General features: G+C 36.3%; 18 protein-coding genes and 1 riboswitch. Of the genes, 17 read left to right on the top strand and 1 reads right to left on the bottom strand.

Annotated features, from left to right (window positions below; all coding sequences use genetic code 11):
• Nucleotides 1-63 precede the first annotated feature (63 nt).
• The 17 genes from BLQ56_RS17925 to BLQ56_RS17845 all read left to right on the top strand — a co-directional run bounded on the left by BLQ56_RS17925 (nucleotide 64) and on the right by BLQ56_RS17845 (nucleotide 13883).
• Nucleotides 64-1233 carry a D-alanyl-D-alanine carboxypeptidase family protein gene (locus BLQ56_RS17925; protein WP_090857619.1) on the top strand — a complete coding sequence of 390 codons (1170 nt, stop codon included), beginning with the start codon at nucleotides 64-66 and terminating at the stop codon, nucleotides 1231-1233.
• A 108-nt stretch (nucleotides 1234-1341) separates the two neighbouring features.
• Nucleotides 1342-1692 (top strand): anti-sigma F factor antagonist, encoded by a 351-nt coding sequence (gene spoIIAA, locus BLQ56_RS17920; protein WP_090857616.1) that lies wholly within the window; start codon nucleotides 1342-1344, stop codon nucleotides 1690-1692.
• 1 nt (nucleotide 1693) lies between these two features.
• Entirely contained in the window at nucleotides 1694-2137 is a 444-nt protein-coding gene (gene spoIIAB / locus BLQ56_RS17915) for an anti-sigma F factor (RefSeq protein ID WP_090857613.1), read from the top strand.
• Nucleotides 2138-2149: 12 nt separating this feature from the next.
• Nucleotides 2150-2908, top strand: coding sequence for an RNA polymerase sporulation sigma factor SigF (gene sigF / locus BLQ56_RS17910; protein WP_090857610.1), 759 nt, complete (start codon nucleotides 2150-2152; stop codon nucleotides 2906-2908).
• 103 nt (nucleotides 2909-3011) lie between these two features.
• Nucleotides 3012-3635, top strand: coding sequence for a stage V sporulation protein AA (locus tag BLQ56_RS17905; protein WP_090857607.1), 624 nt, complete (start codon nucleotides 3012-3014; stop codon nucleotides 3633-3635).
• Nucleotides 3625-4047: a stage V sporulation protein AB gene (locus BLQ56_RS17900; protein ID WP_090857604.1), complete on the top strand. Its 423-nt coding sequence runs from the start codon at nucleotides 3625-3627 to the stop codon at nucleotides 4045-4047. Before BLQ56_RS17905 ends, BLQ56_RS17900 begins: the two co-directional genes overlap by 11 nt.
• Before the next feature lie 27 nt (nucleotides 4048-4074).
• The gene (gene spoVAC / locus BLQ56_RS17895) at nucleotides 4075-4530 is read left to right on the top strand and encodes a stage V sporulation protein AC (protein WP_090857602.1); all 456 of its coding nucleotides are present in this window, start codon (nucleotides 4075-4077) and stop codon (nucleotides 4528-4530) included.
• A 17-nt stretch (nucleotides 4531-4547) separates the two neighbouring features.
• Nucleotides 4548-5561 (top strand): stage V sporulation protein AD, encoded by a 1014-nt coding sequence (gene spoVAD / locus BLQ56_RS17890; protein ID WP_090857600.1) that lies wholly within the window; start codon nucleotides 4548-4550, stop codon nucleotides 5559-5561.
• Nucleotides 5562-5574: 13 nt separating this feature from the next.
• Nucleotides 5575-5925, top strand: a complete 351-nt coding sequence (spoVAE, locus tag BLQ56_RS17885) for a stage V sporulation protein AE (RefSeq protein ID WP_090857597.1) — start codon at nucleotides 5575-5577, stop codon at nucleotides 5923-5925.
• 6 nt (nucleotides 5926-5931) lie between these two features.
• On the top strand, nucleotides 5932-6507 hold the full coding sequence (gene spoVAEA / locus BLQ56_RS17880) for a stage V sporulation protein SpoVABEA (RefSeq protein WP_090857594.1): 576 nt from the start codon (nucleotides 5932-5934) through the stop codon (nucleotides 6505-6507).
• Entirely contained in the window at nucleotides 6497-7975 is a 1479-nt protein-coding gene (locus BLQ56_RS17875) for a spore germination protein (RefSeq protein WP_090857591.1), read from the top strand. Before spoVAEA ends, BLQ56_RS17875 begins: the two co-directional genes overlap by 11 nt.
• A 286-nt stretch (nucleotides 7976-8261) precedes the next feature.
• On the top strand, nucleotides 8262-9581 hold the full coding sequence (lysA, locus tag BLQ56_RS17870; RefSeq protein ID WP_090857588.1) for a diaminopimelate decarboxylase: 1320 nt from the start codon (nucleotides 8262-8264) through the stop codon (nucleotides 9579-9581).
• A gap of 156 nt (nucleotides 9582-9737) precedes the next feature.
• The gene (locus tag BLQ56_RS17865) at nucleotides 9738-10172 is read left to right on the top strand and encodes a peptidylprolyl isomerase (RefSeq protein ID WP_090857585.1); all 435 of its coding nucleotides are present in this window, start codon (nucleotides 9738-9740) and stop codon (nucleotides 10170-10172) included.
• Between the two features lie 253 nt (nucleotides 10173-10425).
• Nucleotides 10426-10569, top strand: a riboswitch (FMN riboswitch).
• Nucleotides 10570-10821: 252 nt separating this feature from the next.
• Nucleotides 10822-11472 (top strand): riboflavin synthase, encoded by a 651-nt coding sequence (gene ribE / locus BLQ56_RS17860; protein ID WP_090857582.1) that lies wholly within the window; start codon nucleotides 10822-10824, stop codon nucleotides 11470-11472.
• 25 nt (nucleotides 11473-11497) lie between these two features.
• Nucleotides 11498-12691 (top strand): bifunctional 3,4-dihydroxy-2-butanone-4-phosphate synthase/GTP cyclohydrolase II, encoded by a 1194-nt coding sequence (locus BLQ56_RS17855; RefSeq protein ID WP_090857579.1) that lies wholly within the window; start codon nucleotides 11498-11500, stop codon nucleotides 12689-12691.
• An 87-nt stretch (nucleotides 12692-12778) separates the two neighbouring features.
• Entirely contained in the window at nucleotides 12779-13246 is a 468-nt protein-coding gene (ribH, locus tag BLQ56_RS17850; RefSeq protein ID WP_090857577.1) for a 6,7-dimethyl-8-ribityllumazine synthase, read from the top strand.
• Between the two features lie 277 nt (nucleotides 13247-13523).
• Complete coding sequence (locus tag BLQ56_RS17845) at nucleotides 13524-13883, top strand: GNAT family N-acetyltransferase (RefSeq protein WP_090857574.1); 360 nt, start codon at nucleotides 13524-13526, stop codon at nucleotides 13881-13883.
• A gap of 87 nt (nucleotides 13884-13970) precedes the next feature.
• On the opposite strand, the gene BLQ56_RS17840 is transcribed toward BLQ56_RS17845, so the two are convergent.
• On the bottom strand, nucleotides 13971-14528 hold the full coding sequence (locus BLQ56_RS17840) for a DUF309 domain-containing protein (RefSeq protein ID WP_090857570.1): 558 nt from the start codon (nucleotides 14526-14528) through the stop codon (nucleotides 13971-13973).
• Between the last annotated feature and the right edge of the window lie 270 nt (nucleotides 14529-14798).

Below are 14798 nucleotides of genomic sequence, written 5' to 3'. Positions count from 1 at the left end.
TTTTTGTATAGATTTGTGTTAATTGGGAAAAATGGGATGTATATAAGAATGGAGGGTTTGGAGATGAAACGCTATTTCATTAGTTTTTTACTATTATCAATGATAGTTTCTGTTAGTACCCCATTTGCTTTTGCAGAGGAAAAGGGAACATCTGTGAATCTGGCTGAGAATGCTAAATCAGCAGTTGTCATTGAAAGAGACACGGGTACAGTTTTATACGATAAAAATAGTCATGAAAAATTACCACCAGCAAGTATGACGAAAATAATGACAATGTTATTAATTATGGAAGCAATTGATCAAGGTAGTATTTCTTTAGATGAGAAGGTTCGAACAAGTGAGCATGCCGCTTCAATGGGTGGTTCTCAAATATTTCTTGAACCTGGTGAGGAAATGACAGTTGATGAAATGCTTCGAGGAATTGCAATTGCATCTGGTAATGATGCGTCTGTTGCCATGGCCGAAAGGATTGCAGGTTCTGAAGAAGGATTTGTTGAGAAAATGAATCAAAAGGTCAAAGAGTTAGGTTTAGAGAATACATTATTCCAGAACCCAACAGGCTTACCTGCTGAAAACCATTACAGTACCTCTTATGACATGGCTATAATGGCAAAAGAGCTTTTAAAATATGAATTAATCACAAAGTATACAGGGAAATATGAAGATTACTTAAGAGAAGATTCGGATGATAAATTTTGGCTAGTAAATACCAATCGTTTAGTGAAATTCTATCCGGGTGTAGATGGACTAAAAACTGGATACACAAGTGAGGCAAAGTATTGTTTAACAGCTACTGCTGAAAAAGATGGAATGCGATTAATTACAGTTATCATGGGTGCACCGACACCAAAGGAACGAAATGCTCAAACGACAAAAATGCTCGACTATGGCTTTAGTCAATTTAAAACACATCCGATGTTTGAGCGAAATGAAGTTGTTTCAAAGGTGAAGGTAGGTAAAGGTAGTGAAAATACAGTAGATTTAGTCACATCTGAACCAATTTCTGTTTTAACGAAAAAAGGTGAAGCGATTGATGATGTAAAAAAAGAATTCATCGTCAAAGAGGATGTTAGTGCTCCAGTTAAAAAAGGTGATGAATTAGGTACATTAATTATTAAGAAAAACGATAAAGTTTTAAGCGAAAGTCCACTTTTAGCTAGTGAGGATATCGAAGAAGCTAGTTGGTGGAAATTATTTAAACGTACAATTGGTACTTTTACAAAATCATCGTAAAGAATATTCACTAGTTTTGACGAATGAGCACTAGTTTTGTCATGAAGAAGGAATCTAGAGGGTTCTTATAGAAAAACTCATTATACGAAAAGCAAGGAGGAAAGTGTAGTGAGTCTCGCAATAGAACTAGAAGTTAAAAACAATGTGTTATGCATTCGTCTTACTGGTGAATTAGATCATCACGCTGCAGAAGAATTGCGTCAGAAGGTAACTAGTGTAATAGAGAGTAAGGATATTAATCATATTTTATTAAATCTTGAAAATTTATCCTTTATGGATAGCTCTGGACTAGGAGTCATTCTAGGGCGTTACAAACAAGTGAAAAGTAAGGGTGGGGAAATGGTTGTTTGTTCAATCTCTCCATCGGTCAAACGTTTGTTCGACATGTCAGGGTTATTTAAAATTATTCGATTAGAAACAGATGAAAATTATGCGTTACAAACATTGGGGGTGGCATAACATGAAAAATGAGATGCATCTCCAATTCTCAGCACTTAGCCAAAATGAGTCCTTTGCACGTGTGACAGTAGCGTCTTTCATTGCGCAGCTTGATCCGACTTTGGATGAATTAACAGAAATAAAAACAGTGGTATCAGAAGCTGTTACGAATGCTATTATCCATGGGTATGATAGTAACCCGGACGGCATCGTGTATATATCTTGTACACTTGAAGAAGACTGTGTGGTTTCAATGACGATACGTGATGAAGGAATGGGGATATCAAACCTTGAAGAAGCGCGTCAACCTTTATTTACGACGAAACCAGAACTTGAACGTTCAGGAATGGGCTTTACCATTATGGAAAATTTCATGGACGAAGTTGAAATTGCGACATCAGAGTCAAAGGGTACTGTATTACGTTTGAAAAAGCATTTATCAAAGAGCAAAGCGCTATGCAATTAAGGAGACTAGCCAATGGATGTGGAGGTCAAGAACGAAAAAACTGAAACGTATTTAAAGGATAATGAAGTAAAGAGTTTAATTAAGCGAAGCCAGAACGGGGAACAAGAGGCCAGAGATTTAATTGTCCAGAAAAATATGCGATTAGTTTGGTCTGTTGTTCAGCGCTTTTTAAACCGTGGTTATGAACCAGATGATTTGTTTCAAATTGGTTGTATAGGGTTATTAAAATCAGTTGATAAGTTTGATTTATCCTATGATGTGAAGTTTTCAACGTATGCAGTTCCGATGATTATCGGTGAGATTCAACGATTTATTCGAGATGATGGTACGGTGAAGGTCAGTAGGTCATTAAAGGAAACTGGTAATAAAATCCGTAAAGCAAAGGATGAGCTATCTAAGCGATTGGGAAGAGTGCCAACGGTGGTAGAAATTGCTACATTTCTAGAAATCACACCGGAAGATGTTGTATTAGCACAAGAGGCGAGCCGCACTCCATCATCTATCCATGAAACCGTGTATGAAAATGATGGTGACCCAATTACTTTGTTAGATCAAATTGCAGACAATAGTGAAACAAAATGGTTTGATAAGATTGCTTTGAAAGAAGCAATCCGAGAATTAGATGAACGAGAACGATTAATTGTGTATCTTAGATATTATAAGGATCAAACGCAATCAGAGGTTGCGGCACGATTAGGGATATCGCAGGTTCAGGTTTCAAGACTTGAAAAGAAAATATTGCAGCAAATGAAAGACCGAATGGATGCTTAGCACATCCATTCGGTTTTTTTGTGGAAATTAATGGTTGCATTAGAGAATGTAACAAATACCATACTACAGTTACAGAGATAACAACGTGTAGGGTGTGAAGGTAATGGAGAAAACGATATATGTACGCTTGCGCCATCGCATTCAAGTTAGACCTAATCAACTGGTGAGAATGAGCGATATTGCTCAAATTATTTGTAATAATGAAGAACAATGCAAGGAAATACAGAATATCCCAATTTACCAAATTACGATTCAGGATAAAACGATTGTTGTCATTGATCTAATGAATGTCATTAAAAAAGTGAAAATTTTTGATCCTGAGATAGACGTTCAAACAATCGGACCGTCCCAAGCGTTAATTGAAATTGTTTTTGCTAAAAAAAAGTATCCTTATTTATTTTTTGTATTGATTTGGTTTTTATTATTTGTAGGGGCAGCTTTAACAATTATGAATTTTCATGAAGATGTAAGCATGCAGCAGGTACATCAGAAGTTATATGAAGTGATAACTGGTGAAAAAGAAAAGCAGCCACTATTACTTCAAGTTCCTTACTCAATTGGATTGGGATTAGGGATGATCCTATTTTTCAATCACATTTTTAAAAAGAGAATTAATGAAGAACCTAGTCCACTCGAAGTTGAAATGTTTAATTACCAACAAGATTTAGATAACTACTTAATTATAAACGAAAATAAGGAAAGCATAAAAAAAATAGATGATCCTTAAAATAATCTTAATCGTTTTTATTGGATTCGCTAGTGGACTGGCTGTAGGTGCAGGATTTGTCGCCTTTTTAGCAGTGTTAGGGATTATACCTAGGCTAACTCAACTAACAAAAACATGGAAATATATTCACTTAATAGAGTGGGGAGTCGTGTTTGGTGCCCTTATGGGAGGTTGGTTTAGCCTTACAGATATCGTGCTTTCCTTACCAAACTTTTTTACCATTCCTGTGGGTTTAGCGAGTGGGATATATGTAGGCATGCTAGCAGCAGCGCTTACTGAAGTTCTTAATGTATGGCCAATTCTAGCAAAACGAATAAGGGTAGATGATAAAATTATTGCACTCTTAATGGCAATTGTTCTAGGTAAAGTAATAGGATCACTTTTTCATTGGTTATATTTTGTCAATCTTTAATGAACTTCTTATAAAGGAGGGGCTAGGATGGCTAATCGATTAAAAGACGATTATAAAAACAATATAAAACAATTTCAACCTAAACTACCACTATTGATGAATTGTTTAAAAGCATTTCTTGTAGGTGGAATCATTTGTACTTTTGGTCAAGGAATTCAAAATTTCTATATAAACGTATTTGATTTCACTAAAGAAACAGTTGGGAACCCTACTGTAGCAACATTGATTCTGATTGCGTCAGTTTTAACAGGATTCGGTGTATATGATAAGTTAGGTCAGTTTGCTGGTGCCGGATCGGCTGTGCCAGTAACGGGTTTTGCGAATTCAATGACAAGTGCGGCCCTAGAACATAAAAGTGAAGGCATTGTTCTTGGAATAGGTACTAATATGTTTAAACTTGCAGGAAGTGTAATTGTATTTGGTGTCGTTGCCACTTATGTGGTTGGAATTATTAGATACTTGTTTCACCTCGCATTAATGTAGATGAGAGGAAGATGTAAATGGAATTAGTAGGAAAACAAACATGGAAATTTAATCAGTCTATTTATATTAATTCAGTTGGAACTGCAGTTGGTCCAAAGGAAGCGGATGGTCCTTTAGGATTTCAATTTGATATTACACATAAAGACTTGCATTGTGGTGAAGAGAACTGGGAACTCGCAGAACGAAGGTTAATGGAGCAATCAATCACTACTTGTCTTGACAAAGTGAATCTTTCTTATGCAGATGTTGATTTTTTTCTAGCAGGTGATTTACTAAACCAAAATGTTACATCAAATTATGTTGCAAGACATACCCAAATTCCCTTCTTATGTATGTTTGGTGCTTGTTCAACCTCAATGGAAACTTTGGCTGTTGGATCAGCTCTTGTGGCAGGTGGATTTGCGAATCGAATCATTGCTTCAACAAGCAGTCATAATGCGACAGCTGAGAGACAGTTTCGTTATCCAACAGAATATGGAGGACAAAAACCAAGTACTGCCACATTCACGGTTACTGGTGCTGGGACTGCTTTAGTTAGCAAAGAAAAAGGACCAGTTAGAATTACGTCAGCGACCATTGGGAAAGTGAATGACCTAGGAATTAATAATCCGTTTGATATGGGATCTGCAATGGCTCCTGCTGCTGCTGATACGATAAAGACCCATTTCGAAGATCTTGGTACTTCACCAAAGGATTATGATCTAATCGTCACAGGTGATCTCTCGGGGATTGGAAGTCCGATTGTAAGGGAACTACTACTCGAAGAAGGCTACGATTTAAATACTAGGCATAATGATTGTGGATTAATGATTTACTCAAAGGATCAAGAAACCTTTGCAGGGGGAAGTGGGTGTGCATGTTCAGCGGTTGTAACGTATGGACATATTATCAAACAGTTAATCTTAGGGAATCTTCAAAAGGTACTAGTGGTTGCTACTGGCGCCCTATTGAGTCCAACGATGATACAACAAAAGGAGTCCATTCCAACCATCGCACATGGAGTTGTATTAGAAAGAACAATTGAAGAATAAAGGATGATCGTTCGTGGAATATATCATTGCATTTTTAGTTGGTGGAGGTATTTGCGTTATTGGGCAGATTTTGTTAGATGTGGCTAAGTTAACCCCCGCACATGTTATGAGTACATTCGTTGTACTTGGAGCAATTCTTGACGGATTTAATCTGTACGATAACTTTATTGAGTTCGCAGGTGCGGGTGCAACGGTACCTATTACAAGTTTTGGACATTCGCTTTTACATGGAGCAATGCATCAAGCTGATGAACACGGATTTATTGGGATTGGGATGGGTATTTTTGAATTAACTTCAGCAGGCATCTCATCAGCCATATTGTTTGCTTTTATCGTAGCATTACTATTTAAACCGAAAGGATAATGAGTGATGAATAAAGACCGCAGGAAGGTGATTCTTGTAACTGATGGGGATGAATATGCGCTTAAAACAATTGAATATATCGCTCGGGAATTTGGTGGACGATGTATATCAAAGTCGCAGGGTAATCCAACAACTCTTTCTGGTCCAGAGATCAGTGAATTAATCCTTCAGGCACCTAATGATCCAGTATTTGTTATGTTCGATGATAGTGGGTTTATTGGAGAAGGTGCAGGAGAACTGGCTTTGAAATATGTGGCTAATGACAAGAGACTTGATATATTAGGAATCATTGCGGTTGCATCAAAAACACATCAGGACGAATGGACAAGAGTGGATGTTAGCATTGATCGATTTGGAAAACTCACTCATTTTGGTGTTGATAAAAGTGGGGTTGAAGAATTTGATGTGGGGCGAATAAACGGTGACACCGTTTATTGTCTAGATGAATTAAATGTCCCGATCATTGTTGGGATTGGTGATATAGGGAAGATGGCAAGAAAGGATCATGTGCAAAATGGTTCGCCTATCACTCGGAAAGCTGTGGAATTGATATTAGAAAGGAGTGGATATTATGACGAATAACACTCAAAATAAAACCCCAATTTCTGATCAAATCAAGTTGAATGAAAAATTTTTTAAAGAGCATATCGAGATGGGCACCGGCAGCTTTGATATCGGTGTCAGAAAAATAACCATTCAAAAAAAGGATTTAAATCTATTTTATCTCAATGGTTTATGTGATACGAACTTCATTATTCAATTATTAAAGGAATTAGTGAATATCAATGACAAAGAAAAATTAGCACATCAGGCAATGGAAATTATTGAGAATAGAATGGTTCATCAGCAAGTATCGACGATCAAGAACCTGGATGAAGCTGTTGATAAGCTATTGTCAGGACTAATCATTATTCTAGTGGATGGTGAAGATACTGGACTAGCTGTGGATGTAAGAAGTTATCCAGGAAGAAATCCAGAAGAACCTGATACAGAAAAAGTAATCAGAGGTGCAAGAGATGGGTATACGGAAAACCTTGTCGTAAATGTTGCACTTACTAGAAGACGAATTAGAGACGAAAGATTAAGGAATGAAATACTGCAAGTTGGTGAACGATCAAAAACAGATATTTGTATTTCTTATCTTAAAGATGTAGCCAATCCAAATCTTGTTAAAAAGATCAAAGATGAACTTAACGCCATAAAAGTGGATGGTTTAACAATGGCTGATAAAACAGTTGAGGAATTCTTGGTAAAACAAAGTTATAATCCTTATCCGCTTGTACGGTATACTGAGCGACCTGATGTTGCAGCAAATCACTTGTTAGAAGGACATGTTGTGATTACTGTAGATACTTCTCCAAGTGTTATCATTACACCTACGACGATGTTTCATCATGTACAGCATGCTGAAGAATATAGACAAGCACCAGCTGTTGGGACCTATTTAAGATGGGTGCGATTTTTAGGGATTATTGCATCAATTTACCTGTTACCTCTTTGGTTTTTATTTGTATTAGAACCACAGTTATTACCTAAAGCTTTGGAGTTTATAGGTCCTAGTGAAAAAGGTAATATTCCAATTGTCGTACAGATATTTCTTGCTGATTTTGGGATCGAATTTTTAAGAATGGCCGCCATTCACACACCAACTCCTTTATCTACAGCGATGGGATTAATAGCAGCTGCGTTGATTGGTCAAATAGCCATTGATGTTGGATTATTTGTTCCAGAAGTTATTATGTACGTTGCAGTCGCTGCAATAGGGTCCTTTGCTACACCAAGTTATGAGTTAAGTATAGCAAATAAAATGGCTAGACTTATCTTGTTAGTAATAGTTGCAGTCTTTAAATTACCGGGATTTGTTATTGGGGCAACTGTTTTTTTCCTTTTATTAGCGAGTATAAGATCATTAAATACTCCTTACCTATGGCCATTTCTCCCGTTTAATGCTAGAGCGTTGTGGGAAATCGTTATTCGTTCTGCAGTTCCTGGTCAAAAATTAAGACCAAGTATCGTACATCCTCAAAATCCTTACAAACAACCAAAATAATTTTAAAATTGAAATGTTAAGATGATTGCATGATTGCCCAGCTTATGATATTTTTATGTCTATATAGCTGTAGTTAAAACGTATTTTCAATATGAAAGACAGCTAATGGTTTACTCCATTGCTGTCTTTTTTTAGGCTCTGTTGTGTGAAGTAGAGAAGAGCTGACCGTTGTTAAAAGATATTTATTGGAAATGAGTCAGTTCAACTATATCAATACTAATAATGAACATAGCTTATAAAAAGAATAGATTAATTACTAGTAGTGCTATGAAAAGAGGGAACTAATATGTATTTACATGGAACGAGTCGCGTTAATAAGCAAGGACATTTAGAAATCGGTGGGATAGACACGATTGAATTGACAAAAAAGTACGGCACTCCTTTATATGTATATGATGTAGCGTTAATCCGCGAAAGAGCAAAGAACTTTCGAGATACATTTGCAAAGTTAGGTATAAAGGCACAGGTGGCATATGCTAGTAAAGCTTTTTCAACCGTCGCGATGATACAACTTGTTGAAGAGGAAGGCTTATCACTAGATGTAGTATCAGGTGGTGAATTATACACGGCTCTTCAAGCTGGATTTCCGGTGGAGCGTATCCACTTTCATGGAAACAACAAAAGCTACGAGGAGTTAGAAATGGCGATTAAACATCAAGTTGGCTGTATAGTAGTTGATAATTTCTATGAACTAACCCTTTTGGATGAAATAAGTAATAAGCATCAAGTACAAACACCTATACTTCTGAGAGTGACCCCTGGAATTGAGGCACATACCCATGATTATATCTTAACTGGGCAAGAAGATTCAAAATTTGGTTTTGGTCTTGAAAATGGACAAGCAGACACAGCTGTTGAGACCGTACTATCCTTATCAGGAGTATCATTACTCGGAATCCACTGTCATATTGGTTCACAAATCTTTGAGACTACTGGGTTTGTGTTGGCTGCCAAGAAAATGTTTGGTAAATTAAAAGATTGGAAACAGGCCCATAATTATATTCCAGAGGTACTTAACCTAGGTGGAGGATTTGGGATACGTTATACGAAAGAAGACGATCCTATTCCTGTTGCTCAATATGTGGAAGAAATTATTAGGGAAGTTAAAATACATGCTGCGGAACTAAACATTGATGTTCCGGAAATATGGATTGAACCAGGTCGTTCAATGGTTGGTGATGCAGGAACAACTTTGTACTCGGTAGGTTCAAGAAAAGAAGTGCCTAATATACGCAATTATGTAGCGATTGATGGGGGAATGAATGATAATATTCGTCCAGCCTTATATCAGGCAAAGTATGAAGCAGTCCTAGCTAATCGAGTATACGATGAGGTTGAAGAAACAGTCTCTATAGCGGGGAAATGTTGTGAATCTGGAGATATGCTTATTTGGGATTTACCTCTGCCAAAAGCGAACTCAGCTGATGTTTTAGCCGTTTTCTGTACAGGAGCATATGGTTATTCTATGGCAAACAATTATAATCGGATTCCACGTCCACCAGTAATATTTGTAGAAAACAGTGAAGAACAATTAGTTGTAAAGCGTGAAAGTTATGAAGATATTGTTCGTTTAGATGTTCCATTAAAAGCAAATGTGAAAAAATAAAAAGTGAAGGGGATCCCCTTCATTTTTTTATACGAGTCTAACATTCATATATTTTAATTTGAAAAAAATTTAATCACAATTGGAATATTGAATTCAATTATAGTAGAATGGATACGTTCAATGATATTGACGAATCTATTTTTTTGGAGGTTTCACATGAAAAAAGCGAGTATCGAGTTTGAAAATGGAGAAAAAATTCTCATTGATTTATATGCTGATGCTGCACCAGGTACAGTAGAAAATTTTGAGAAGTTAGCAAAAGAAGGATTTTATAATGGATTAAACTTCCACCGTGTTATACCTGGTTTTGTTGCTCAAGGCGGTTGCCCAACAGGAACTGGTACAGGTGGTCCAGGATATACAATTAAGTGTGAAACAGCAGGGAATCCACATAAGCATGTAGCTGGTTCTCTTTCAATGGCACACGCTGGTAAAGACACTGGTGGGAGCCAATTTTTTATCGTACATGAGCCACAACCTCACTTAAATGGTGTACATACTGTTTTTGGACAAGTTACTGAAGGAATTGATTCAGTACTTAGAATTAAACAAGGTGATGTTATGAAGGAAGTTAAGGTCTGGGAAGAATAAGACATATGGCACAGCAGGCATTTGCCTGTTGTGCTTTTTTGAATGAAAGATGAGGGTGATCGCTTTGAAATCGACAAATTGGACTTTGTTTTTTATTATCATTACTATTTGTATTATTTGGGGACTAGTATACTGGTTTGTAATTGTCTAGGTAGCCAAACTTTGTTCAAATATAGGTAACCTAAATAGGTATAAAAAAACCAAAAATACGACAAAGCTATATATATTATGATATAATACTTGAAAATCAATATATTTCCTTCGGGGGTAGGGTGAAATTCCCAACCGGCGGTGATCATTTTTATGTGTAGCCCGCGACCCATATAGCTTTTTGCTATATGGCTGACTTGGTGTGATTCCAAGGCCGACAGTAAAGTCTGGATGGGAGAAGGAAAATCACAGGAAGCGGATAGGCCAAAAAATAGGGTTCTATTACCTTTATTTGGTGTGCTATAAATGCTTACATATCTAATGTGATATTCTGTTTAATATGAGGTTAACTCTTAAGCAAACTCCCTTGTTCACTTTTTTGTGGATTCTTTAGGGAATTCGTCTGAGAGTTAACCTTTTTTGTATACTACTTTTAAAAGGTGTTCTCCTTGAAGCATTGATTTGAGATGAAAAAAGTATGGAGAGGAGGATGAGCAGTTTGTTTACAGGAATCGTTGAGGAAATAGGTAAGATAAGTGACTTACAAGGCACAAAAGATTCTATTGTGATGAGAATAAAGGCAAAAAAAATTCTTGAGGATGTAGCATTAGGAGACAGTATTTCAGTAAATGGTGTTTGCTTAACTGTAACCTCTTTTACAAGTGATGAATTTACGGTTGATGTTATGCCAGAAACAGTGAAATCGACATCCTTACAAATGCTCAAAAAACAGTCATCAGTTAACTTAGAAAGAGCAATGTCTGCAGGTGGTCGTTTTGGGGGGCATTTTGTATCAGGTCATGTGGATGGAACAGGAAAGATTGTGTTGAAAGAACGTCAATCAAATGCTGTGTATTATGGAATTAAAGTAGATACATCACTCACAAATTATATGATTCCTAAAGGATCAATTACAGTCGATGGAACGAGCTTAACGATCTTTGGAATTTCTAACGATATCGTTACCATTTCACTAATTCCACATACAGTTACTGAAACCATTATTGGAGAAAAGGGGATTGGCGATATTGTAAATATTGAGTGTGATATGCTCGGGAAATACGTAGAAAAATTTATACTACAATCCAAACAGCAAACAAGGAAAACATCGGTTACCTCAAGCTTTCTTGAGGAAAATGGATTTAAATAGTAGGTAGAGAGAGGATGAGTTAAGCATGTTTGATCCGATTGAAGAAGCCATTTATGAATTAATGCAAGGCAAAGTCGTCATTGTTTGTGATGATGAAGATCGAGAAAATGAAGGTGACTTTATCGCTTTAGCTGATAAGGCAACACCTGAAGTGATTAATTTTATGATTAAGCATGGTCGTGGACTTGTATGTACGCCTATAACAGAAGAATTAGCTGGGAAACTACAGTTGTTACCGATGGTTAACCATAATACTGACCCACATGGAACCGCGTTTACGGTGAGTATCGATCATAAAACAACAACAACTGGTATAAGTACATTTGAAAGATCAACGACAATACTTGAATTGTTAAATCCTGAATCCAAAGGTTCTGATTTTAAAAGACCAGGCCATGTCTTTCCATTAATTGCTAAAAAGGGTGGGGTATTAAGACGAGCTGGACATACAGAGGCAGCAATTGATTTGGCTCGCTTATGTGGTTCAGAACCTGTAGGGGTTATTTGCGAAATTATTAATGAAGATGGAACAATGGCTAGAGTGCCAGAACTAAGAGCATTAGCAGATGATTTTGAATTAAAAATGATTACGATCAAGGATTTAATCGAATACAGAAACCGAAAGGATAATCTCATTAAACGAGAAGTTGAGATTGAATTACCGACAGAATTTGGTGATTTTAAAGCGATCGGTTTCTCAAATGTGATTGACGGGAAGGAACATGTTGCATTAGTAAAGGGTGAGATAATCCCTGGTGAAACAAGCCTTGTAAGAGTTCACTCTGAATGTCTAACAGGTGATGTATTTGGATCATATCGTTGTGATTGTGGTTCACAGCTTCACGCTGCATTAACTCAGATCGAAAAAGAAGGTTCGGGTGTACTATTGTACATGCGTCAAGAGGGCCGTGGCATTGGATTATTAAATAAAATGCGGGCTTACAAGCTACAAGAAGAAGGCTATGATACAGTTGAGGCCAATGAAAAGCTTGGTTTTGCACCTGATCTAAGAGATTATGGAATTGGTGCACAAATCTTAAAGAATCTCGGAATACAAAAGATGAGGCTATTGACAAATAACCCACGAAAAATCACTGGATTAAAAGGATATGATCTAGAAGTTGTTGACCGTATTCCATTGCAAATGCCAGCGAAAACAGAGAATGAAAAGTATTTAAGAACAAAGCATCAAAAACTAGGCCATATGCTTCATTTTTAAAAGTAGTAATTTGTACAATAATAATACGTTGTGTACAATGGGGTAACGTTAAGAAACAGAAAATGGAATATACTTAGGAGGATTATCATGAATACACAAATATATGAAGGCAATTTAATTGGTACAGGACTTAGAGTAGGAATCGTCGTTGCACGTTTTAATGAATTCATTAACAGCAAATTATTAGACGGTGCATTAGATGGTCTGAAAAGACATGGAGTTAAAGAGGAAGACATTGGAATCGCGTGGGTTCCAGGGGCTTTCGAAATTCCATTAGTTGCAAAAAAGATGGCAGAATCAGATAAATTTGATGCAGTCCTCACATTAGGAACTGTTATAAGAGGTGCTACAACACATTATGACTATGTGTGTAATGAGGTAGCAAAGGGTGTAGCTACAACAGCGTTATCTACAGGTAAACCAGTTGTATTTGGAGTGTTAACTACAGAAAATATTGAGCAAGCAATTGAAAGAGCAGGTACAAAAGCTGGGAATAAAGGATGGGAAACTGCAATCTCTGCGATTGAGATGGCTAATTTATTAAGATCATTCTAATAAGATCTTAATTACATGTATGATTTTTATGCACAATGGTAATCATGAGAGTGTTTTTCTTTTTAGTAACCAGGGTGAAGTGAATCCAACATCGCCACTGGTTATTCTTTTAGTTACTTTGCATCATATGGAATAATATTCAAATTATTTAGGTGAATGATGATTTTAACTATAGAAAAAAAAGTAGGAAAATGTTAATCTAAGGTAAAGTATAAACATAACTTAATTACTATTATTTTCAATTTCAGGAAAGTTATTTCATTAATGAGGGATATCTATGCTAATAAGATACAAAAAAAATTATGAAAAAATTGCGATGGGTCTTCTGTCTTTTATGCCATCAGAAAAAGATCTGAAAAAGCTTCAAGCAACAATGAGGCAATATGAGATGGAAGAAGATAGACAACTATTTCTTTGGAAAGAAGAGGATATCATCGGAATTATTGGAACACAATTGCTCGAAAACGAGGGCTTAGAAATACAGCATATTAGTGTTAATCCATCACACAGACTTCAAGGGATTGGAAAGAAAATGGTAAAGGCCTTAAAAGAGACATTTCCAAACAAGGCAATCCAGCCAAATGAATATACCGCAGCATTTTTTGATCGTTGTGACACTAAAGAAGAAAGGGACTAATTTGTCCCTTATTTTTATGGGGATTATAGCTACTATAAGTATGAACTCTGTTTGAGACCAGCTCCAAACCTAAAGGAACCGAGCTTCCTAGTCAGTGTCCGAAAGGTTTTTGGGGGATGAACAAGGTGCTTGCGCTTTTTTTAGTTTTTGCAACTCTCTTTCCGCTATTACCTCACTTCGATCCCTTCTTTTATGCTTTTCTATAAGTTCTATATTATCCAATTGACTTTCAGATCCCCAAATAAAACCAAGGCTTTCGCATTGTTCATTACATATTCTAATAAGAGCTGGATGACCAATTGGGAGATTAAAACTTTTATAGGCTACATGGTTTTGTATGTCATTAAGCCTTTCTTTTAGAATGGGTATTAAAGTTTCTGTATTTAAGCCAAATTCTTTAAGAGGTTTTCTGTTTTGTTCAATAATTGAGATTGCATTTGCCATCATTCGGAAGGCACCACTAAAATTACCTCTTCTATGATGATACAAGGAGACGGCAATTTGAATAAGTCCAACTAGATGATGTTTCCGTTTCCCTTTTGGATCTTGTTTCCAAAGCTCTTCTAATTCTTCATGACATTCAAAGTAATCCCTATCACCATGAAAATGGACAAGATAATTTATATATTCAGCTGGATATGTCAAAGAATACACTCCTTTTACGCATTTTACATCATATTAAGTTTATCATAATTATAACTTTTCGCGTATTTCACTTTCAATTAGTCTGTCTCGTAAACTTTGTTGATACTATAATTGTATGCCACCTCATATTCCAATTATCCAAGACAATATAGTATTTAAAAACAACAATCTCTTAAAAAAGAGCGTTCAATTAACATGTCCAGCAAGGTGTTAAGTATTTCCACTATGTTTTACATCAAATTATTATTGGACAAGACATGAATATACACT

Origin of the sequence: Litchfieldia salsa (genome assembly GCF_900104555.1) — a bacterium.
GTDB classification, from domain to species: domain Bacteria; phylum Bacillota; class Bacilli; order Bacillales; family Bacillaceae_L; genus Litchfieldia; species Litchfieldia salsa.
The sequence above is the reverse complement of the archived record's forward strand: the minus strand, read 5'-3'. Positions and strand labels throughout refer to the sequence as shown.